General features: G+C 59.9%; 15 protein-coding genes. 4 read left to right on the forward strand and 11 right to left on the reverse strand.

Annotated features, from left to right (window positions below):
• Window positions 1-117 precede the first annotated feature (117 nt).
• The gene (locus HYG82_RS23180) at window positions 118-384 is read left to right on the forward strand and encodes a hypothetical protein (RefSeq protein ID WP_179259507.1); all 267 of its coding nucleotides are present in this window, start codon (window positions 118-120) and stop codon (window positions 382-384) included.
• A 132-nt stretch (window positions 385-516) separates the two neighbouring features.
• Here the strand turns inward: HYG82_RS23180 and HYG82_RS23185 are convergent, their stop codons facing one another.
• From HYG82_RS23185 to HYG82_RS23220, 8 genes are all read right to left on the reverse strand, one after another.
• Window positions 517-708, reverse strand: coding sequence for a 30S ribosomal protein S17e (locus HYG82_RS23185; protein WP_179259508.1), 192 nt, complete (start codon window positions 706-708; stop codon window positions 517-519).
• 159 nt (window positions 709-867) lie between these two features.
• Window positions 868-2,100 (reverse strand): cation:proton antiporter, encoded by a 1,233-nt coding sequence (locus HYG82_RS23190; protein WP_179259509.1) that lies wholly within the window; start codon window positions 2,098-2,100, stop codon window positions 868-870.
• A gap of 340 nt (window positions 2,101-2,440) precedes the next feature.
• The gene (locus HYG82_RS23195; protein WP_179259510.1) at window positions 2,441-7,132 is read right to left on the reverse strand and encodes a multicopper oxidase domain-containing protein; all 4,692 of its coding nucleotides are present in this window, start codon (window positions 7,130-7,132) and stop codon (window positions 2,441-2,443) included.
• A gap of 644 nt (window positions 7,133-7,776) precedes the next feature.
• Entirely contained in the window at window positions 7,777-9,597 is a 1,821-nt protein-coding gene (locus HYG82_RS23200; RefSeq protein WP_235217801.1) for a carbohydrate-binding protein, read from the reverse strand.
• A 451-nt stretch (window positions 9,598-10,048) separates the two neighbouring features.
• The gene (locus tag HYG82_RS23205; RefSeq protein WP_179259512.1) at window positions 10,049-11,146 is read right to left on the reverse strand and encodes a glycosyltransferase; all 1,098 of its coding nucleotides are present in this window, start codon (window positions 11,144-11,146) and stop codon (window positions 10,049-10,051) included.
• Window positions 11,147-12,130, reverse strand: a complete 984-nt coding sequence (locus tag HYG82_RS23210; RefSeq protein ID WP_179264325.1) for a glycosyltransferase family 4 protein — start codon at window positions 12,128-12,130, stop codon at window positions 11,147-11,149.
• 116 nt (window positions 12,131-12,246) lie between these two features.
• Window positions 12,247-13,107, reverse strand: a complete 861-nt coding sequence (locus HYG82_RS23215; RefSeq protein WP_179259513.1) for a hypothetical protein — start codon at window positions 13,105-13,107, stop codon at window positions 12,247-12,249.
• Between the two features lie 129 nt (window positions 13,108-13,236).
• Window positions 13,237-14,814 carry a sulfatase gene (locus HYG82_RS23220; protein ID WP_179259514.1) on the reverse strand — a complete coding sequence of 526 codons (1,578 nt, stop codon included), beginning with the start codon at window positions 14,812-14,814 and terminating at the stop codon, window positions 13,237-13,239.
• A 125-nt stretch (window positions 14,815-14,939) separates the two neighbouring features.
• Between HYG82_RS23220 and HYG82_RS23225 the strand changes: the two genes are divergently transcribed.
• On the forward strand, window positions 14,940-15,953 hold the full coding sequence (locus tag HYG82_RS23225; protein ID WP_179259515.1) for a lysylphosphatidylglycerol synthase transmembrane domain-containing protein: 1,014 nt from the start codon (window positions 14,940-14,942) through the stop codon (window positions 15,951-15,953).
• A 66-nt stretch (window positions 15,954-16,019) separates the two neighbouring features.
• The gene (locus HYG82_RS23230) at window positions 16,020-16,517 is read left to right on the forward strand and encodes a metal-dependent hydrolase (RefSeq protein WP_179259516.1); all 498 of its coding nucleotides are present in this window, start codon (window positions 16,020-16,022) and stop codon (window positions 16,515-16,517) included.
• 84 nt (window positions 16,518-16,601) lie between these two features.
• Here HYG82_RS23230 and HYG82_RS23235 read toward each other — a convergent pair whose 3' ends face one another.
• Complete coding sequence (locus HYG82_RS23235; RefSeq protein ID WP_179259517.1) at window positions 16,602-17,057, reverse strand: metal-dependent hydrolase; 456 nt, start codon at window positions 17,055-17,057, stop codon at window positions 16,602-16,604.
• A gap of 127 nt (window positions 17,058-17,184) precedes the next feature.
• Here HYG82_RS23235 and HYG82_RS23240 point away from each other — a divergent pair, with 127 nt between their 5' ends.
• A complete protein-coding gene (locus tag HYG82_RS23240; protein ID WP_179259518.1) occupies window positions 17,185-17,706 on the forward strand; it encodes a DedA family protein in 522 nt (173 codons plus the stop codon).
• A 197-nt stretch (window positions 17,707-17,903) separates the two neighbouring features.
• Here the strand turns inward: HYG82_RS23240 and HYG82_RS23245 are convergent, their stop codons facing one another.
• Together HYG82_RS23245 and HYG82_RS23250 are read right to left on the reverse strand one after the other, a co-directional pair.
• Window positions 17,904-19,325 (reverse strand): aryl-sulfate sulfotransferase, encoded by a 1,422-nt coding sequence (locus HYG82_RS23245; protein ID WP_179259519.1) that lies wholly within the window; start codon window positions 19,323-19,325, stop codon window positions 17,904-17,906.
• 127 nt (window positions 19,326-19,452) lie between these two features.
• On the reverse strand, window positions 19,453-20,337 hold the full coding sequence (locus HYG82_RS23250; protein ID WP_179259520.1) for a universal stress protein: 885 nt from the start codon (window positions 20,335-20,337) through the stop codon (window positions 19,453-19,455).
• Between the last annotated feature and the right edge of the window lie 130 nt (window positions 20,338-20,467).

Here is a 20,467-nt window from a genome sequence, read left to right on the forward strand (position 1 = left end):
TCCACTGTGCAGCGACCGCCGGATCACTGCATCCGGATAGAAGATATTAAGAAACGGGAGTGGCACCTAGGACGTAATGCACTACCGACAGGCCCGACCCAAGGCCGCCGGACAGAGGTGGTCTCGATGACGAGTTCGACCACGAATACGAGCGACCGAGGGCTGTTCGAGACGAATTTCAGTATCGGTGCAGCAGCCGTTGCAGCCGTTGCAGCGCTGTTAGCCATTTTCTTCGCCTGGCTGGGATACACCGACGGGGTGCTCCCGGTTATTGGATACCAGTTTACCATCTTGACGGGACTGGTCGGTATGTTGTTCGGATGGGGTACCGCGCTCGTTGCGGGGGTCGCTGCAGTCTACATGGAACCCGGATTCGACAACTAGCGTCCCTCCATCGTCTCGACAGAAATTCGACCGCTCGTTTTCACGATTGACGTATGCGATGCAGTTCACTCCGATAGCCGACTGGAGCTGTGGCTCCCGGCAGAGATGATGTGACGTGATGAAATAGCCGGCTTACGCGGGAACTTCGGCGCCTTTCTTTCGGGTTACGTAGCCCGCGATGCGGTTGCGGACACCTTTGGAGTCGACGTTGGTGAGTTTGTCGACGCTCTCTTTGTTCTGTTCGAAATCGGTCGTGAACGCCTCTGGATACCGTTCCAGGAGGAGATTCCCGGTCTTCTTGACGTAGGCCGGTTTAATTGCCATACAGGGATTTCCGTCTAGAGACTCTTATAACGCACCATTTCTACCGACGGATGGCCTGGAAGATAATTGTCCGATCAGCGAGAACTGGAGGACGAAACGGTCTCCCACGATGGCACTCGTCGTCTGGTCGGTGGACGATACGCGAGGGGATCGATACCGCTATCGATCGTCCGCGGAGGTCACGCCGAGCACGACCGCGATTCGTCTCGCGAAGCCTGCTTCGATGACGTCGGTCACGAGGATCACGAGAAAGACCGTCCCGAGCAGGATATCAGCACTCGCAGGATCCGACGGGGGCGTACTCGTCTGCAGACGGATTGCAAAGAGGGTCGCCACCGACGCGGGAATGATCCCGCGGGGGCCGACGAAACTGACGAATACCCGTTCGCGAAACGAGAATCTGCTCCCGATCGTCGAGACAAAGACGACCAGCGGTCGGAGCACCAGCATCAAAACGGCGACGACCGCAATTCCGGCGCCACCCAGCGCGAGAATCGCCGAGAACTCGAGCAACGCGGCGAGCGTGATGAAAACGAACGAAAGGACGAGTAGCGTCACGTCCTGATTGAAACGCAGGATGCTTTCACGGTGGGGGAGATCGATGTTTCCGAGGGTGAAGCCGGCGGTGGCTGCGGCCGCGATACCGGCCTCCGAAAACACCGAATCCGCGATAGCAAACGCGATGACGGCTCCGGCTAGCGTGAGCAACCGTGCCGCTTGCGGCACTTCTTGGGCTGGAAGGTCGACCTGCGTGAGGAGGTACCAGACGACGCCCGCGGTCACGAAACCGGTGACGATCCCCATTCCGAGTCGCTCGATGAACAGGAAAACGTACCCCCGCGGTGAGAGCTCGATTGCCGTCATCGCCTTGAAGATGACGATTGCCAGAATGGCGGCGGTGACATCGTTGACGATCCCCTCCACCTCGAGGGTCGTCGCGACGTCTTCGCGGACGGGAACGACCGCGAGAATGGGGGTGATGACCGTCGGTCCCGTCGCGACCAGCAGCGCGCCGATGAGAAACGCGATGTCCCACCCCAAACCGAGCAGGAACCGGACCGTCAGGCCGGTCCCGACGAACGTAATCGCCGCACCGCCCGTGATTAACAATTCGACCGCCCTCGGCGCGTTCCGAACGATTTCGGCTTCGAGCCGAAACGACCCCTCGAAGACGATGATGGCGACGCTCACACCGACGATCGTCGAGAGCGCCCCGCCGAACGTTTCGGCCGTGATGATGCCCAGACCTTCGGGGCCGACGGCAACGCCGGCGACGATGAGAAACAGCACGCTCGGAACCCGGTATTTCGCGGCGAGAAACTGGGCCGTAACGCCGAATCCCACGATCGCCGCGATAAGTGCGATGAGTTCCAGATCGACGTGGATAGACACTCGCTCATCGACCTCCGCGAGTGGTCGTTTTGAGGCGGCGGTCGGACGAACTGCGGGTCACCAATCGGTTGCCGGATTCCTCGACCGACATACGGTGGGCTCCCACTTCCACAGACTAATCGGCTTCCCGTGTCGAAGCCCCAGCAACGCGTGCCAAACGGCTCGAGGTCATTCGAGAGACTGTCCTGGTTTTCGACCTCCCAATTCGCCACGCCTGAAAGGAAGTCATCTTCGCGTGGGGGTCTTCACAACGCCACCGACTCTTCGGCCGGCCGCACGCGATTGCTGCTGCCCACCTCGTCATTCCCGCAAGCGGGCGGATCGCTCCTCTCGTCGCGTCCTATGCCGAGCGAGGCGTTCCGACCTCCTCGAGCGGGACGATAGACGAGACTTCGGTGTTCGTCGTGTTCCTGACGAACTCGGCGAGTGCGGACGGCGGTTCGTTTCGGATCAGGTCCTGGAGCGACTCGCCGTCGACGACGAAGTCTCCGTCCCCGTCGGTGTGGACGACGATATCGGTCCCTCGATTCGGGCCTGCCCAGGGCGGCGGTCCCTGACGCTCCTTCGACGGACCTGCCCAGGGTGGCGGACCCTGTCGGCCGTTCGAACGACCGCGGCCACGACCTGGACCACGATTGCCGCCGTCGCCCGTCGCGTCGGTCAGGGTGACGTCGATACCTGCACGTCGGCCGGTCGTCTCGCTCAATATCGCAAGATCGGCGTTCGAGAGATCCCGTACCTGACCCGGCGGCGTGTCGGTAAAGACGTAGACGCCGCCGGCGTTGTAAGCACCGATATCGCTCTCCGGGACGCCAACGACGAGATCCATCTTGTTCCCGCCGGTTATCTTTCCCTTCGCGACGACGTATCCGGGTCTGGCCTGCAGCGGGACGTTGGTGGATCGCTGCGGTAGCGGCTGCGGATCGTCCTGTTCGAATCCGTTCGGATCGTCTCGAACCCGGAAAATGCCCCAGAGCCCGGATTCGAGCCGTCTGCCCTGTTTGGTTTCCTGATAGAGATAGTCGCCCTCGGTGGCTGACGGCCCTCCTGCCCCGTTGATGAGGTCGAAACTTTCCGCCTTCCCGGGACCGTACGATCCGTCGACGCCGACGACGGGTGACGCGTCGACGCCCTGGAAGCGCTGCCATTGGTGCCCGGCAAGATGGAACGAAATCCCGCGAGCCTTGTCGGCGACGCACCCGACGCGAAACCGGACGGGGTCGCCGCTCAACGCTCGCAGGATGGGCGTGTTCGGATCTCCGTGCACGTCGGAACTGAATACCAGGTGCTGAGAATCGTTTTGTTGGAAGCGATAGCGGAATGGTTCGGAACGGTAGTTGATCGCCGCGTAGCCGTGATCTTCGGCCTCACCGATCTGGTTCGGTCGGGAAGTATCACCTTCATCACCATCGCTCGGTACGATGGGTCTACTTGGCGCATCACGGTTTGTGATGTACTGGGCGTCGGCAAACAACAGGGGTTTCTGCCGGAAGTCGTCGGCGTTCCTGGACTTCGTCTTGATCATCGAGGTTCGGCGACCCGGTGTCGCCTCGGCCGTGTGGTTGGTGAGCGCGATCGATTCCGACTGGTTTACGATCAGTTGCCCGTAGGCGCCGTGATGGCGATTGCTCCGGATGTCGGCCACGTCCGTGAGGAGGACAGTTCCAAGTTCGACGTCTGCATGCCATGCGTAGCTGATCGTGTCGCCGCGGCCGACTGTCGTGTCGTAGTTAAATCCGACTGCCGACCCGTTCGATCCGTTGACGTCGAGTCGAACCTGAGACGGATGTAGTGAGATCCGAGTCGATCGATCCCAGTTACGTTTGATCCGCATTTGGGGATGTGCGTCGCTATTGTCGAGATCGGCCGGGAGTTCGTTCGTGAGATTGATCTTTACGAGATCTCCTTCGTTGGCGTGGAGCGTCAGCGGCTCGACCGGCCGTTGGCCGGCCTTGATCTCGTCGACGTACCGATCGAACGCGAACACGATTCCCGACGGATCGCTGTCGCCGTGATCGTTGTACGGGATTTCCGTCTGGAACGCCGTGATATTGTACTCACGGACGGTCTCGACGTCGGCGGATGGGGCCGGCGTGCCCGGGCCTTTGTCGTCCGCGGCGGGCTGTGGCGGAATCCGTCCGACGTTTTCGTTCTGCCGGGCGTCCCTGTCCGGCGGGACGGTCGTATCCGTTTCGTCGGAACTGTATAGCAATCTGGCGCGCTGCCCGTCCGCGGTCCAGTCGTGGTCGGAGAACTGCGAGGGATGGCCCATAGCCGCCAGTTCAGCATCGGCGATCGTTCCGTCCGGAGCGCCGTAGTCGTCGAGTGCCTGGAGGTGCGTGACTGACCCGCCCCAGATACGGACGAGCCCCCACATTCCACACCAGAGATCGTCGACGATGTTCGATCCGTACCGATAATCCCGGACCGGAATGTCGTCTGGGTTCGTTATTCGGTCGAACTGATGCTGTGTGGCTTCTGGCGTCAGTTTGTAGGTGAATGCTTCGGACGGGCTGATCAGCTCCGAGACGTGATCCTCCGCGGAGAACCCTTCTGGGTTCATCCGCAACCCGTGAACGGCGAAGTTGTGTTGTTCTTCGTATGCACCCTGGAAGAGACGGAACCGAATCTGATCACCTTCGTACGCTTCCAGTACCGGGGTCGATGGATCGCCGTGGACTTGCGAGCTGTGAACGTACGCCGAGTCTGCGTCCCCCCGCGTGTAGTAGGGCGTGTTTCGATAGTTGATCGCCATCGTCCCGGCGTTCGTATTATGCTCTCGTCTGTCGGTGATGAACTCTCCGCGCTGGTCCTTCAACGGGGCAAAGTCGTGATAGTGTAGGGCCTGCTCCCGGAAATCACTGTCAGTTGATCCCTCCGGAGTGATGATGTTCGCCTGCGCACCGCTGAATATCGGTGCGTCCGAATACGGGTCCCGCCACTCTGATCCCCGTGGTTCCACGAGCAGTCCACAGAACATTCCGTGTTGACCCTCCGAGAGCGCAACGATATGGTCGTGGAAGTAAATCGCCCCTTGCTCGTCCGCAAACCACCGATACTCGTTAGTCTCACCGGGATCACACCCCTGATAGTAGTTGAATCCGTTGCCCAACGAGTCCGACCCCTGAACGTCGAACCCGACGAAGTGGGGGTGGATCGATGCGCCGTAACCTTCATCCGTGAGTTCGTTTTTCAAACGGATGATGACTTCGTCGCCCACGTTCGCCCGGAGGAACAGCGGTTCCGGATTCATCTCGCCGTTTCTGACGCGCGCAGCGTCGTCGACCGTCGTCGGCCCGTCGGTCACCCCGGGGACGTTTGCTTCCTCGAGAACGTAGCAGATTCCGTCCGGATCGTGCTCACCAGCGTCGTTGTACGCGATATCCGTCGACATGACGGCGATCGTGTATTCGATAGTCCGGTTTGCCCCGGTATCGGGGGCGGGGTCGGCATAGGGTGCGCCCGGGAGTATCGTATCGCCCAGGGCCGCTTTCTCGACGGCCGTCGGTTCCCGAGGCGAATCGACGGACTGGTTCGGCGGCTCAGGTGCCTGGTACCCCGTTGGGTCCTGTACACCGTTGACGTTCTTGATTGCGTCACCGACGAACTCCGGGAAACCAGGCGTTTCGGAATCTGCAGGGATGATACCGCTCGTGTTGGGTAACGGTTGCAGGAAGTCCCGCTCTTTGTCGAGAACGCGCATTGTCCCCCACATTCCTTCGGCGTAATGTGGGAACAAGTGACAGTGAAAGAGGATGTCCCCGGTCGTTCCGTGGACGTAGCCGGCACCGACCTCGAATGCCTCCTCGAACTTCATACCCGGCCGGAGCGAGCCGGTCCCGTGGCCGGCAACGAGATACGACTGGTACGCATCCCCGAGGCCGATCGTCTGTGCGTCGACCGTATCGGCATCCGTATCAGGGACCTGCTTCCAGCGGTGTTGGTGGAGATGGTGCACGTGATTTTCTTCGGCCGAGGCACCGACGAAGCAGAACTTGATCGGATCGCCTTTGTAGGCCGCATAGACGTTGTCACCCCCGCCAGGATCGCCGTGCGTCCAGGAGTGATAGAACGTTTCTTCGGTATCACAGTCCGGGCAGTTGTTGTTGACGCGCTGGCCGCTCGGATCCGCCCGGTAGTTGATCGCGTGGATGGATTGTTCGGTGTTCGAGTGCGGCCAGTCGACACGCGGCTTCATGCCAGATGGCGAGTGATAAAACGTCACGAACTCGCGGTAACTCGTCCCGAGCCCGTTGGGATCGGTGATGTCGGCGCGGACACCGCTCCGGAGTTCGCCCCCCGTTTCGGGATCCGTCCACGTCGCACCCGGCGGTTCGACGACGAGAGCGCCAAAGAGGCCGCGTTTCAGGAGATTCACTTGGTCTACCTTTCCGGACGCCGAGTCGACGGCCTGGTTCGCACCGTCGTAGAAGAAGTGCGTCCCGGTGTGTGTCGCCTCCCATTCGTACGTGATCGTCTCACCGGGTGCGGTCGTCGTGTCGGCGTTGTACCCAACGGACATTCCGTCCGACTGCTGTACGTCGTACGGCAGTCCGGTCTGATGGATCGATGCGCGCTCATCGAGATGGTTGTGAAACTCGATTTTGACGGTGTCTCCCTCGTTCGCCCGGATCACCAGCGGTTCGATTTTCGAGGGATCGGGTCCGCCGTTCTCGTCCGTCGCGTTTTCGTCCTCTATGAGTGCGAATCCATCATCGGGCGTCTTCCCCGACGCGCCACGCACGTCTTCCAGATCCGATTCGAGGACGTACGCTGCTCCGTTGGGCTGGTGTAGCCCGTATCGGTTGTAGACGATGTCTAGCCGTACCGCATGAATGCTGTACGTTCTGGTGGTTCCGTTGCTTCTCACTCCCTGTTTTCCGTTTCCGCTTTTCGCATTCGTACGTGTTCGTCGATTGTTCAGCAAGTAGCCCGATACCGGTAACTGGCCGATTCCCTGTACGAACGTACGCCGATCGTGCCCGCCAGTGTTGCCACTCGAGTTCGTACTGCCCTCTGATGATTCGGACATGTTCACTCAGTACCAATATCTAATAGATATATTGTTTGGAATTAAATTACTAAAATGTATTTAAACCAAATAAAAATTTAATTTAGATAAAAATAGGAGGAAATATACCTGGGACCAGTTATGACGTTGTGCCAGCCACCACTACGTCATCACGGTGGTTGATTCGTCATAGCGACCGCTGCGGGCCGCCATGTAGCTGTATCCATCACGATCATGACGTACCGAATTCGTTCGGTGGGATGCGATATTGAAATGAAGGATTCGAACGGTTCGGCGCCGTTATTTCATTCTGTTAGTTTCAGCCACACTTTCTATCGGCCCGGCAAAACCCTGCCAGCACGAACGAGGCCAAACCGGCCCCAATACCTCCGAATCACACCACGTCGGTTCGCTGACACCTGCCGCAATCGAACTGGAACATTGTTTACACGGGCGGGGATCGGATCGGGCTTACCCAAACTCGTGACCAGGCGGCGTCTCCTCTATGACCCGGCAAGATAGGTGAAACCGACGACGCCGGTTCTATGTCCCGACGAACCTCGGGGAATCCCAGCGAAATCGCAGGACACCTCGACGAACCCGCAGGATCGAGTGAACGGTCGCACTAGCGTTGCGGAGGGGAAGTTGGGATGACTGGCCGGACGTCAGACCGGGTCGTAGACCCGGACGTATTCGACTTCCATACGCTGGGGAAGCTGGGTGCGCCCGTCGGGGTAACCGGGCATCAGGCCGCCGACGGCAACGTTGAGCAGGAGAAAGAACTGATCGTTGAACACCCACTCGTTGCCGCCGACGTCCGAGGGGGTGAGGGTGTTGACGTGGTTGCCGTCGACCCAGAACTTCAAGAGGTCGTCGTACCACGTAAGCTGGAAGTCGTGGAACTCCTGTGAGAAGTCGCCATTGATGTCGTAATTCGCTGAAATACCGCCGCCGCCGGAGTATCCAGGACCGTGAATCGTCTGGTGGACGGTGTCCGTGTCGTCGCCCGTCAGTTCCATGATATCGATTTCGCCGCAGTCCGGCCAGCTGACGCTGTCGATGTCCTGACCGAGCATCCAGATGGCGGGCCAGAGGGCCTGTGTCGCGGGTAGTCTGGCACGGACCTCGACGCGTCCGAACTGTTTCTCGAACTTGTTCTCCGAAACCAGTCGGGCGGACGTGTACGAATTCTGTCCGTTGGGCGCCGCTTCTTCGCGGGCCTCGATGATCAGACGATCGCCCTCGACCCAGGCGTTGTCGCCGTTAGTGTAATACTGCTCTTCCTGATTGCCCCAGGAGCAGTCCGTGTTCAGCCTGCCGTTCTGACCGCATCCGCCACCGGTCGCGAAACTCCACTTCGAGGAATCGATCGATCTGCCGTCGAATTCGTCGTTCCAGACCAGTTGCCAGCTATTTCCGTCGAGGTTCGGATAGTTGTCCGCGCCGTCACCGTCTTCCGGCGGCTGGTCGCCACCGGTTTCGGCTTCAATCCAGTCGAAATTGAAACCGCCGTCCTCGACGTAGATTCGCACGACCTGCCGTCCGCTCGAGAGCGAGACGTCGCTTGCTGTCACCCTCGTCCAGGATTGCCAGCCGCCGGTGTTCGGGGCGGTGATAGTCCCGGTGACATCCGTCCCGTCGACTTCGACGCGGAACGCGCCGCCGCCGGCGTTCGAGGCGACGTTCGCTGTCAGGTCGTACGTTCCTTCGGTGACGTCGACGGTATACTCGTACCACTCGCCGGCCTCTGTCCATCCGATGTTGTAGTTGTCACCCCCGCCCTCTATGTCCACGCCGTCCGAACGATACGCCCCGCCTGCGTTACCCGACGTAGTGTCGTTGTACGCAACGCCCTGTCCGCCGGTATCGTACTCCTCGGCTTCGATCCGGCCGGGGAAGCTGTGATCGGCGTACGCAGACTGTTCGTCAGCGTCTTCGTCACCGGTATTGCCCTCATCGGCGTTCTCGCGTCCGCCATCGACTTGCGAGAATTCGAGCCAATCGATGTTGGTTCCGCCGGTGTCGAAATGAATGGCGATCATGCACTCGCCGCTATCCAGATTGACTTCCCGGGTGACCGTCGTCCAGGACTGCCAGCTTCCGGTATCCGGTATGTCGAACGTCGTCAGACTCCGCTGATCTCGAAGAAGTGTTATCGTCCCGCCACCACCGCCCGAGACAACGTGCGCTGTGACTTCGTAGGTTCCCGTCGATTCGACTGTCGCAGAGTAGTTGAGCCACTCGCCAGCCTCAGTCCATCCTACGTTGTAGTTGTCGCCCCCCTCCTCGATGTCCACGCCATCCGAACGGTACGCCCCGCCGCTGTTGCCCGTCGAAGCATCGCGATACGCCCAGAACGATCCGTCGGTGTCGTAGTCCTCGGCCTCGATTCGACCGGGAATCACGTGTCGAGCCCCTTCGAACGCCGTCGCAGCCCCGCTCGCGCTGAATACGCCGGTGCCGGCGGCTGCCGTTGCTGTCGTCAAAAAGTATCGCCGTTTTAACCGATTGCCTGTCGACTCGCTTTCGTGGTTCGAATTGTCTCCGTCGTGCATCGTGTCTCAGCCCCCGTAGTCAACTGGCACCTCTCAGCACTGAACTGCCAGATCGTTTCGACTACTATTGGCATGCTATACCACCACAGCAACTTAATTTTTATTATAAAGTTAATAAAAATATATCTGGTGGGCAGACATCCCCGCTCGCAATTACCGTGATCCAGGTAACGATATTCTCCGGCCGTGGACTACCGGTGGACACAGAATCGTTGAGACACCGTATCGTCATTTTCGGGTGAGTAGATGAGGCTGCTCGAGTCGATGACTGCATGTTGTTCGATGGCGACGAATCGAGGAAAACAGGCGCAATTGCTAACGAAAAACGCCTACGGCTCGGACCGAACGAGACCAGGGCGGTATCGGACCGCACGAACAGGGCTCAGCTTCGTTCTTCTTCGGAGAACCGCCACGAATTGTCAGCTTCGGCGGAAACTTCCTCCCTCGAGAGCGGCACGTTGTGGTAGAGTTGCTCGAGGTGGTCCATAGTGTAGCTGACCGAGTAACGTTCGACGGCCGCTCTGGTCTCACGATCGGTTGCCAGACAGGTCTCGATGGCGTCGACCATCGATTCGAGGTCGCCGTATTCGAATCGCTCGCCGTTGTCGCTGTCAATCGTCCGATCGAACGGCGGCACGTCGGCCGCGGCAACGGGCGTCCCACAGGCGTTGGCCTCGAGCGTCGAGAGTCCGAGCGTGTCGGCGGTCGAGGCTGTCAGGAAGGCATCGATCGAGGAGTAGAAGGTCGGTAGCTCCTCTCGCGGAAGGAACTCACGGATCTCGACGTTGTCAGGTGCGTTGCGCTCGAGGCAGTCTCTGTAGGGCCCTTCGCCGACGACGACGAAGTCGTACTCCGGACACTCCTCGGCGGCCCGCAGGATTTCGCTGACGTTTTTTTCCATGCTCAGCCGTCCGCTGTAACCGATAACCGTCCGGTCTGGATACCAATCGTCTTCCGTCGGTTGGAAAAAGTCCATGTCGATCCCGACGGGGAGTTGGACGTGTTCGACGGATCGCTCGATGCGCTCAGTCGATGCGGTAACGACGTCGAAACTCCTGAGGAATGCATTCTCCGCGGGGACGTATCCCTTCGAGAGGGCGGTGGCGATCGACTCGAATTTGACGCTCTGATGGAAATACTCCTCGAGTGGTGTGTGGTGGGTGTATATCGTCGGCAGGTCGTGTTTCCAGGCGTAGTAGCGACCGAGGAGACCTATCGGGGCAGGGCCGTGACAGTGGACAACATCGAGGTCGGGAAGCGTCGACGGTCGCCTCGTAAGCGGTATCCGGTAGCCGGCGTAGAACGGGTTCGGCAACGACTTGACCGGGATTTCACGGGGACCCGGCTCGTAATTGCCATCCGGGTAAATAACGTACACTTCGTGTCCCTTCTGCTCTAACTCTTCGCGCCAGAGTTTGATCGTGTACGTTACGCCGTCGATTTCGGGAAAATAACTGTCTGTAAAGTATCCGATTTTCATTCAAGCCACCTCCTCGTACAACGACTGATACTGGTTTGCAACCGACTCGAGCGAGAAGGCTTCGCTCCGTTCGGCTGCGTTTGATCCGAGGCGGTCCCGTTCTGCTGGATCGGAGAGCCGATCGATAGCATCGACGAACCCTCCGATACCCGACTCGGATACCTTCAGGCAGTCCGTCCCGTCTTCGAGCCACGAGAACGTCTCGATGTCACGGACGAGGACTGGTTTGCCGGCGGTCATCGCTTCCAGGAGCGCAATCCCCTCGTTTTCTTCGTGTGTCGGGAAACAAAATATATCTCCTGCTGCGAATGCACCACGGATGTCGTCTACGTATCCGGTGAACGTGCAGTTTTCCGGGGCCGTTTCGATCAGTTCCGTCGTCTCTCGCCCCTTCAGCGAGAGATCAAGGGGACCGAACCAGGCGAAATCCAGATCGGGTTTCTGCCTGGCCAGTTCGACGAACGTTTCGAGTCCCTTTCGCTTGATGACGTGACCGACGAGGAAGACGACCGGTGGACGAAGGTCGTATCGCTCTCGATACTCCGCCTCGAGCGATTCGAACCCCTCTAATTTCCCTCGGTCGACGCCGTTCGAGATGACCGTAGTCGACACGTCGGTGTACGTCTCGATCAGCCGCTGGTTGTATTCGGATGGACAGACCAGAGCGTCGGCCAGCCCGTACGCTCGTTCCAGATATGGCCGCAGTGGCTTCGCCAGAGCGTTCGTAAATCGGAAACTGTCCCCGAAATCCTCCGCCGTTACGTGTGTGTTCGCAACGACTGGCATGTTTCGCCGACGGGCTCGTTTCGCGTACCAGACGGACCGAGGTCCCATGAGGTTACAGTGAAACACGTCGGCATCGAGGGAGGGTTCGGTCGTATACGGGAGGCCTATTAGATCAAGCATCTTCCGCTGATGGACGACCGACTCGTGGATACCGCCAGTGACGTGATCCTCGAGTTCGAAGTAGTGGCTGATTTTCATGTCTATTCCCTGAAGGTCTCGTTGACCGATCGGGATCGACGAGGCCAATCGACGGTCAGTGTTCCCGTTCCCGTTCCCGTTCCCGTTACTGGGACTGTTGTCACTCGAACGGAGCGTTATTCGACTTCGAGCCACGGCACCTCCATGAGTGCCGGGATGTGCGTTTCGATGTGATGTTCCCAGACGCCTTCTTCGCCGAACGCTTCCCCGTGGTCGGCGGTCACGATTACTGTACCATCCAGTTCCGAGATCAGATCGGCGACCGACTCGAGGGCGATTCGAAGGTTCTCTTCGTAAAGCGCCATCGCGGTCTCACGGGTTCCGTTCTTGACGAGGTCTGCCGGATCGAGTTCGAGCCAGAGTCCAGCTTTCTGGGCGAGTTCGCTTCCCTCGAGTGTGTTTTCGACCTTCGGTCGGATCGTATCGCCGAGTGACGAAAGCGCCCCGCCCCCGCCGTCGGTCTCCTTTTCGGCTTCCTCCTGTTTTCGGATGCTTTTCTGAATTTGTTTTAGCTTCTGTCCTTTTCCACGAGAGAGGTAGGGTGCGTGTGGCTGCATATAATGGATGACCGTTCGTTCCGCTTTCTCGACGGCATCGCGGTGTTCGTGAAAAGCCTCCCCGAGGCTCTCTGGTGGCACCGTCCCGAGGTCGTCGTCCCAGCCGGTCTTCCAGACGTCGAAGACGTTACTGATGTGTTCGGATGCCGACCACTCGTAATCACAGCTGGCTCCCCACTTGAGTTCGTTCAGTGGGATGCCCAAGTCGTTGATGAAGGGATTTCCGGAGAAGTAAGCGAGATCGTGGTTGTCGGTGAACGTTCGATAGGCCCATTCTGGCGTGGACGAACCCGTACTCCAGCGCTTTTCCAGCGTTCCATCGAGATAGTCGTCGTACACCTCGCTGAACACGTCGTACCGGCACGCATCCAGCACCAGGCAGTAGTCCCAGTCCGATTCGAGGAAGTGCTGGTCTTCCATTAGTTGCGGCTACCTTTCGAGTCGACCTACGTATTCTTATTGGTTCCCGGAAAGTCACCGCAATCGCCCCTATCGGGTACCACAATCAGGCGTGATCCATACGGGTTGGTGCCCAGTCGAACCGACGATTTATTCGAGGTAGCCCAGCTCTCGGAGTCGGTCTCGGGTTTCCTCGTCTGCTTCTGCCAGTGCGTCGCCACTGTCGGCGACTCGTTCGTCGGGGTCGTCCCACGCGCCGCCGACGGCTTCCTCGAACCGAGCGAGCGCCCGCTCCGTGGCGGCTACGATCTCGTCGTCGGCCGGATTAACGGGCGAGTCTTCGGCCGGATCATCGTCCAGTCGGTAGCCTTCGTCGGGAATCCGATCCCCACGGACGTACTTTGCATCGGTGGTTCGGGCGGCCCGCAATCGCGAGTAGGCACGATGATCGTCGGGGAGAACGATGCCGGCCTCGTTGGCTTTCTCCTCGAGGTGGTGGAGTTCGATGACCGGTTGTTCGTACTCGACAAACGCGTAATCGGCACCGGCTTCACCCTCGAGTACCGCGTGCTGACCGGGGTCTGATTCAGTTCCACCGTCGAACTCCCGGTACTCGCTTTTGAATAGCGATCGCGTCGGATCGAAACCGACGGCGCCATCCTCTCCGCCCGTCTCGCCCAGTGCGTCCGGGTCGACGTTCATCGCGTCGAGGGTCGTGTGATAGAGGTCCAGTAGTTCCACGAGGTCGTCGCGACGACCGGCTTCGAGATCCGGATGTTTCACGAGCAGTGGAACGTTAATAAGCTGGTCGTAGAGGCTGAACTCGTGGCCGTAAAGGTCGTGCTCGCCGTGGAGTTCGCCGTGGTCTGCACAGACAATAACCGTCGTGTCCTTCCACTGGTCGGTCTCGCGAAGCCACGAGAACAGGCGACCGAGTTCGGCATCCATGTGGGCTATCTCGGCGTCGTAGAGCCCGCGGATGGCCTCCCATTCGTCGTCGTCGATTGCTCGAGCGCCGGAGTTGTACTCTTTGGAATTCTGGCAGACGTCGTCGGGGTCAACGCCGGGAGCGAACGTCTCCCGATACTCTTCGGGTGGATAGTATGGCAGGTGGGCATCCATTAGATTGACGAACGCGAACCAGCCTGCTTCGCTATTGCTACCGTCGATAAACGACCTGGTTCGGTCGATAACTGCCGGCGTCTTCGAATCTGCGCCCTCCCCGCTGGCGAGTTTTGCGTGGGCCATCGCGCCGAGTCTAACAAGTTTCGACGCCAGTTCGCGCAGGTAGTCGTTGTCATTGACCGTTTGCCAGGCGCTTGCTAGGGGGCCCGAGAGAACGTCGCGAGGCAGGACTTCGAAGAACGAATCATGGTCGTCGAAACCGTCCGTGAGGCTGGTGTAGGGGGTGATCCAGGCGTTCGAGGAGTAACACGCCGTATCGCAACCTGCCGTCGAGAGAATCGATGCGAGAGTCGTTACGTCGTCGAGGTACGGGCTTCCCTGATCAGCACCGTGCTGGCTGGGATAGAGGCCGGTAAACAGCGAGGCGTGGACCGGCAACGTCCACGGAGCGGGGGCGGTCGCCGACTCGAAAACGGTTGCTTCCTCGGCAAACCGAGTTAGTTCGGGTGTCGTCTCCCGTTCGTAGCCGTACGGGCCGAGATGATCCTTTCGGACCGTATCCAGAACGACAAAGAGGACGTTCGACGAACGAGTCCTGTCCATTACTACCGACACTCGTCTCCACGCCAATAAATCGATTGAAGGGTAACAGGCGATGGCTGCGCAGGGGACTTCCGTTCATCGACGTCGATCAGACGTTTCAAGTTTACTGACGATTGATACCAGCCATGGACGAGCGAAATCGACGCGCGTTTCTTATCGGCGTATTCGGGACACTCGCGGTCTTTGCCGTGTTGTTCTTCTTCGTCGGCGCGCGCGGTATTGTCGACTCGCTGCTTTCAGCGGACCCGTCGCTGGTCGCCGGAACGTTCGGCCTCGCACTCTGCTGGCTGGCGGCTTGGAGCCTGATGCTTCGTACCGTCCTCGCAGCACTCGGGGTCCACGTACCCGTCGGCAAGTCCTTTTTCGTCTACGCCGGCGCCGTCTTCGCCAACAACGTGACCCCGTTCGGTCAGGCCGGCGGCGAACCGATAGCGGCATTGCTCATCTCGAAGGTTTCCGACGCTCGCTACGAAACCGGCCTCGTCGGAATCGCTAGCGTCGACGTTATCAACGTCGTCCCCTCGATTTCGCTCATCCTCGTCGGCGTCGCATACTACGCGACCACCGCCGCCCTGGCGAATCGCCTCGAGACGGCGGTCGGATCGGCGGTCGCGCTGATCGGCGGCATCGTCATCGTCATGGTACTCGTCTGGCGTTATCACAATACCATCGTCGAGCGACTCCCCGCCATCGTCGCCCCCAGACTCGGGCGGTTCGATCGATTCGATTCTGAAACGCTCGAATCGGATATCGCGGAACGAATGGGAAGATTCTTCGAAAACATCGAGCGAGTAGCGACGGATCGGTGGCGACTCGTCGCCGTTGTCGGGTTATCGCTGTGCGGCTGGTTGTTTCAGACGGCGGCCCTGACGGTCGCGTTCGCCGCACTGGGATACAGCGTCCCGGCGTACGTGTTGCTGTTCGTGATTCCGCTGGCGAATCTCGCGGGAGCAGCTCCGCTCCCGGGCGGTCTCGGTGGCATCGAAGCTGCATTCGTCACTCTTCTGGTGCCGACTACGATGGTCCCGGCGTCGGCGGTTACTGCGGCGGTACTCATCTTCCGGGGAGCGATCTACTGGATGCCGGTCCTGATCGGCGGGATATCGGTGTCGGCGTTCGGCGTTCGAGCGCTGCGGTGACCCCGTCTGCCGGGGCGACCGAGCGGTTGATTTTCGTCTGGTACCGATACTCGAGTAGCTATCAGCATGTATCAGGAAGGGCACTCGGGGTTCAACGCATTGCTATACGCCCCGTTTCTACCGCTGGTGAGCAGCTATTGGTCGTTCGAACTGGCGCTGCTCGGGGCGTTGCTCGCCGTCGGTGTGGCGAATCTTCCGGATCTCGATCAGCCACTACCGCGGATCAGCCACCGCGGACCGACCCATACGGTCTGGTTTGCCATTCTCGTCGGATCGGTCGCAGGCTTCGGGACTGCCATCGTCGTTCCGTCGATACCGCAGGCATTTCAGTTCGGCTTTGCCGTCGGAACCGGTGGCATCCTCGCTCATCTCGCAGGCGACGCCGTGACGCCGATGGGCATCACACCGTTTGCACCCGTCTGGCGGGGCCACGTAACGCTCGATTGGTTCAAGTCGAAAAACAGCCGCATCAACCGAGCCGTGTTGCTCGTGGGCTCCATTGCGTTGTTCTCGTCTCTGGCCCTGACGGTCGCGTATTCGGTATTAGTCGCCCCGATCGGCTAACCAACCGGGCGCGACGGGCCGCGACCGATCTTCACCGACGATCGCTCGCCGGTATCGCGACTCGGCCGCATCTCGAGATAGTCGCTATTCGTTCGACCGCGGATCGGTCGATTGGGAGACGAGGATGGTGATCGACACGGCCCAGAGCAGTCCCGTTGTGATCGGGCTGTGAACCGGGAGCCCCGGACTCCAGGTCGTCTCGATCGGAAACAGCCAGTCGATTCCCCTCGGCGAGAGCGAGTCGATCGCGAGGTGCGACCCGATTGCCAATCCGACGGCCGCCGCACTCTCACGAGAGCGACTGCTGAGCGCGTAGGCACTCCCGACGACGGTCAGCGCGAACAGAGGCGTGTGAGTTATGCCTCGGTGGACGAACGGCCATTCCCAGACGACCGGAAACAAAAAGTCACCGTCAGGAAGGAGCCCGAAGACGATTCCGAGCCGCGGATCGGCATCGGTGAAACCACGGACCAGAGCGTACCCCACGAACGCGTGTGTCAGGAATGCCACTGCCAGAAATAGCACTCGGTTCGGCTCCATTGGGCCCCGTTCGTCGGTCACCATCACATAGTTTATGGCTGCCGAACGCCGAATGTAATATTAACAACGCGATCTGTGGCACGATGGATCAATAATGTTTACATTCCCGATGGAATACGCACGACGTATGCATCCGCTGCAACTCGAGGAGGCGCCGTCCTGGCTCGAGTCGACGTTCACATCGGATATCGCCCTCGTGGTATTCTTTGGGATCTGTATCCTCGAAGGCGCGATGCTCCTTCGGTTCATGCCGAGCGAACTCGTCGTGCCCGCCGCGCTCGCACTGATCGGTTCCACGGTCGCGCAAACGATCACGATCGTCTCAGTCGCGGTCGTCGGGACGACGATCGGCCAGTTCTGCCTCTTTTGTCTCGTCCGACGCGGCGGACGGGAGTACGTCGTACAAAAGCGCTGGTTCCCGATCAGCGAATCCCGACTCGAACGGTTCGACGGCTGGTTCGATCGCTGGGGGGCGATCGCCGTTCCCGTAAGCAATACATTGTTGTTCGTTCGCGGACTGCTCACCGTTCCTGCCGGCCTGTCCGAAATGGACCGGCGAACGTTCGTGGTGCTGTCCGCAGCGGGGTCTCTGTCCTTCCAGTCGATCCTCGCAAGTCTCTACCTGTTCGGCGGCCACCTGCTCGCCTAGTCGGCCGGACCCGCTGGGTGTGTACCGGACCCGCTGGGTGTGGCCGGACCTGCTGGGTGTGTACCGAACCCGCTGGGTGTGGCCGGACCTGCTGGGTGTGTACCGAACCCGCTGGGTGTACCCGCGGGGAAAATGAGGAACGATTGCTCGAGTACGTCGACGGTATTCCGCGCGGACGAACTCGTTCTCCGTCGGGTTCAATTGCCCCCTTGTCGGTAAATCGGGAGCCGGAACCTGACTCCGGCGTCGTGGAGTTGCCACCTGATTTCCAGACCGACCCACGCCAGTCCGGTCAGAAGCGCGATACCGATCGCGGCAAATTCCGACGATCCCATCCAGACCGGGCTCACGAAGAGCAAGGCGTTGTATATTCTGTGGGGAAGGATCCACTCGACAACTCCGCCGAGATACTCGAGCGGCTCGAACCCGAACATGGCGCTACTGTCGTCACCACCGCCACCATCGCCGCCTTCGGCGGCCGTTCTGGATTCGTAGCCGAGTTCGGCGGCGCTTTGCCCGCCCGCACTTTCGTCACCGGTCTCGAGGCGTTCGGATTCGTAGGGGAGCGTCGATCCGACTTCCCACACGATTCCGCCGGATTCGTTGACCTCTATCACGCGATTGCCGTGAGTGTCGGTGATCAGCGTGTTCCCGTTCGGGAGACGATCGGCATCCCGTGGCCACTGGATTTGATCGTCTTCCCACAGCCAGGTTCGATTCCATTCGCCGTCTTCGCGCTGGAACTCTTTGATCTGGCCGTTCTCGGAGTCGGCGACGACCACTGCCGGACCGCCGTTGCTTTCGGGGATATAATCCGGATTGTGCTGTTCGTGCAGGATGTCGTGTTCGTTCTCGGCTCCGAGCGTCCAGTTGCCAAGCAGCCCTTTCTGACGATCGAGGAAGACGACCTGATCCTGATTTCGCAGACTGGCCATGATCCGACCCTCCATCTGTCCGCTCTCGATGTACTCGACGTCGTTTATGTGGGCCCAGTCGCGAGGCCAGGAGTGACCGCCCTCGAGGGGGAAGTCACTCTGGGCATCCCAGAGCCACTCGACGACCTCCGTCTCGGTGTTAACGACGAAGACCTGATCAGAGACCATATCGGCGACGACGAGGTGAGTTTCGTTGATGCGATCGAAGTCGTGCCACTCGCCGGCGTACTCCTTGTAATCGTATCGCTCGTAGATGACGTCGACGTCACCGGTCTCCAGGTCGGCGCGCTCGATGACGTTTCGGGTACAGGGTGGATCGCCGCAGTTCGGCCCCTCCGTGTGAATCGTGTCCGTCGTCGCGTACTCGACGGTCAACGGTTCGCCCTCGACAGGATCGACGTCGAAATACTTCGTCCTCGAATTATTGTAATAGAGGACTTCCCCGTCGGGTGCGTAGGCGGTAATCGTCCCCGCTCGTCCCGATTCGGTGACGACGGTGTGGTTTTCCGTCGGCGGAGCGTTCGGGACGCTCTCTTTCGACGCCGTCGATAGTCCGCCGGACGATGCGCTGGCAGCGACGACGCCTGCCGATACGAGGATTAACACGGCGAGCGCGGCTCGGAGCCGGTTTCTCGTAATTTCCGACCGGACCCGAGCAGGCGACGGGAGCGATTGCGTAGTCACAGGTCTATCACCATCGTGTTCTCGAACGCCGTCAGCGGGATCATCTGTTCTCGATTCAAAATCGATCTATTAGTATTTTTTCTAGATACATAGAGATAATGGATACAATCCGTCTTGGTATTGTATTTCAATCACCGTCCGCCACTTCGGATCGTCTCGTCGTGAGAACGGGAACTGGCGACGTCTGTATCACCCGCTCCGTGAAACTGCCGAGCAGGTGTCGGTCGAGGCCGGTGTGTCCGTGCGTCCCCATCACGATGAGATCGATTCCCTGCTGGTCGGCGTAGGTCGTGACTTCGCGCGGCATCGATCCGGTGGCGACGCTGGTCGTGACGTCCTCGACACCCGCCTCATTGGCTGTCGCTTTCGCTGCGTCGAGTACCTCCTGGACATTCTCTTCTAGTTGCTCGGGGAGCTCTGCCGATTCCGCGTCGATCACTTCCGGGAGTTCGTCGACGACCGAAAGCAGATGAAGACGTGCGCCAGTCAGCTTGGCGACCGACGTCCCCAGTTCAAGCGCTGCCGTCGCGTGATCGCTCCCGTCGGTTGGAACGAGAACGTCCGCGTAGGGGTAAGTCTGCCGTCCCTCGTCGGTTGCACGAACCGTGAGCACCGGAACCTCGCTTCGGTTGACGACGTGGTCCGTGGTGCTCCCGAGGACGTATTCCCCGAGACTCCGTCGACCGTGGGCCCCCATCACGACGATATCGAAATCCTCGGCGATGGCGTACTCGGAGATCACCGATCGAGGGTCGCCCTGAACGACGTTCGTGACGACGGAAACGCCACGTTCTTCCGCCGCCGTGCTTCCGTCCGAAACGATTTCGGTTCCCTCCTGTTCGAGGACGTCGACGACGTCGCCGCCGAGTCGCGTGAGACTCGGTTGATTCGTATCGGCGACGTTGAGCAAGTGGACTGTCGCTTCCCGTTCGCTGGCGATGTCCAACGCATGGTCCAGCGCCGCTGTCGCAGAGTCGCTCCCATCCGTCGGAACGAGAATTCGAGCGAGCATGCGCCATGGTTCGATGCCGACTCGCATACGTTTGTGGGATACTGTGCTGTACCGACGGGTACTGCCGCGGACTCGAGCGTGGGATTTTCGATTCCTGACCGTTAGATCGGGCTGCGTGTAACGATACAGG

This window comes from Natrinema halophilum, from assembly GCF_013402815.2.
In the GTDB taxonomy this organism is placed as follows: domain Archaea; phylum Halobacteriota; class Halobacteria; order Halobacteriales; family Natrialbaceae; genus Natrinema; species Natrinema halophilum.

Excerpts from the sequence above, each read along its gene's own strand:
- HYG82_RS23195 (WP_179259510.1), bottom strand. The coding sequence starts at position 7,132 with ATGTCCGAATCATCAGAGGGCAGTACGAACTCGAGTGGCAACACTGGC.
- HYG82_RS23230 (WP_179259516.1), top strand. The coding sequence starts at position 16,020 with ATGTATCAGGAAGGGCACTCGGGGTTCAACGCATTGCTATACGCCCCG.
- HYG82_RS23225 (WP_179259515.1), top strand. The coding sequence starts at position 14,940 with ATGGACGAGCGAAATCGACGCGCGTTTCTTATCGGCGTATTCGGGACA.
- HYG82_RS23240 (WP_179259518.1), top strand. The coding sequence starts at position 17,185 with ATGCATCCGCTGCAACTCGAGGAGGCGCCGTCCTGGCTCGAGTCGACG.
- HYG82_RS23185 (WP_179259508.1), bottom strand. The coding sequence starts at position 708 with ATGGCAATTAAACCGGCCTACGTCAAGAAGACCGGGAATCTCCTCCTG.
- HYG82_RS23215 (WP_179259513.1), bottom strand. The coding sequence starts at position 13,107 with ATGGAAGACCAGCACTTCCTCGAATCGGACTGGGACTACTGCCTGGTG.
- HYG82_RS23210 (WP_179264325.1), bottom strand. The coding sequence starts at position 12,130 with ATGAAAATCAGCCACTACTTCGAACTCGAGGATCACGTCACTGGCGGT.
- HYG82_RS23250 (WP_179259520.1), bottom strand. The coding sequence starts at position 20,337 with ATGCTCGCTCGAATTCTCGTTCCGACGGATGGGAGCGACTCTGCGACA.
- HYG82_RS23220 (WP_179259514.1), bottom strand. The coding sequence starts at position 14,814 with ATGGACAGGACTCGTTCGTCGAACGTCCTCTTTGTCGTTCTGGATACG.
- HYG82_RS23235 (WP_179259517.1), bottom strand. The coding sequence starts at position 17,057 with ATGGAGCCGAACCGAGTGCTATTTCTGGCAGTGGCATTCCTGACACAC.
- HYG82_RS23205 (WP_179259512.1), bottom strand. The coding sequence starts at position 11,146 with ATGAAAATCGGATACTTTACAGACAGTTATTTTCCCGAAATCGACGGC.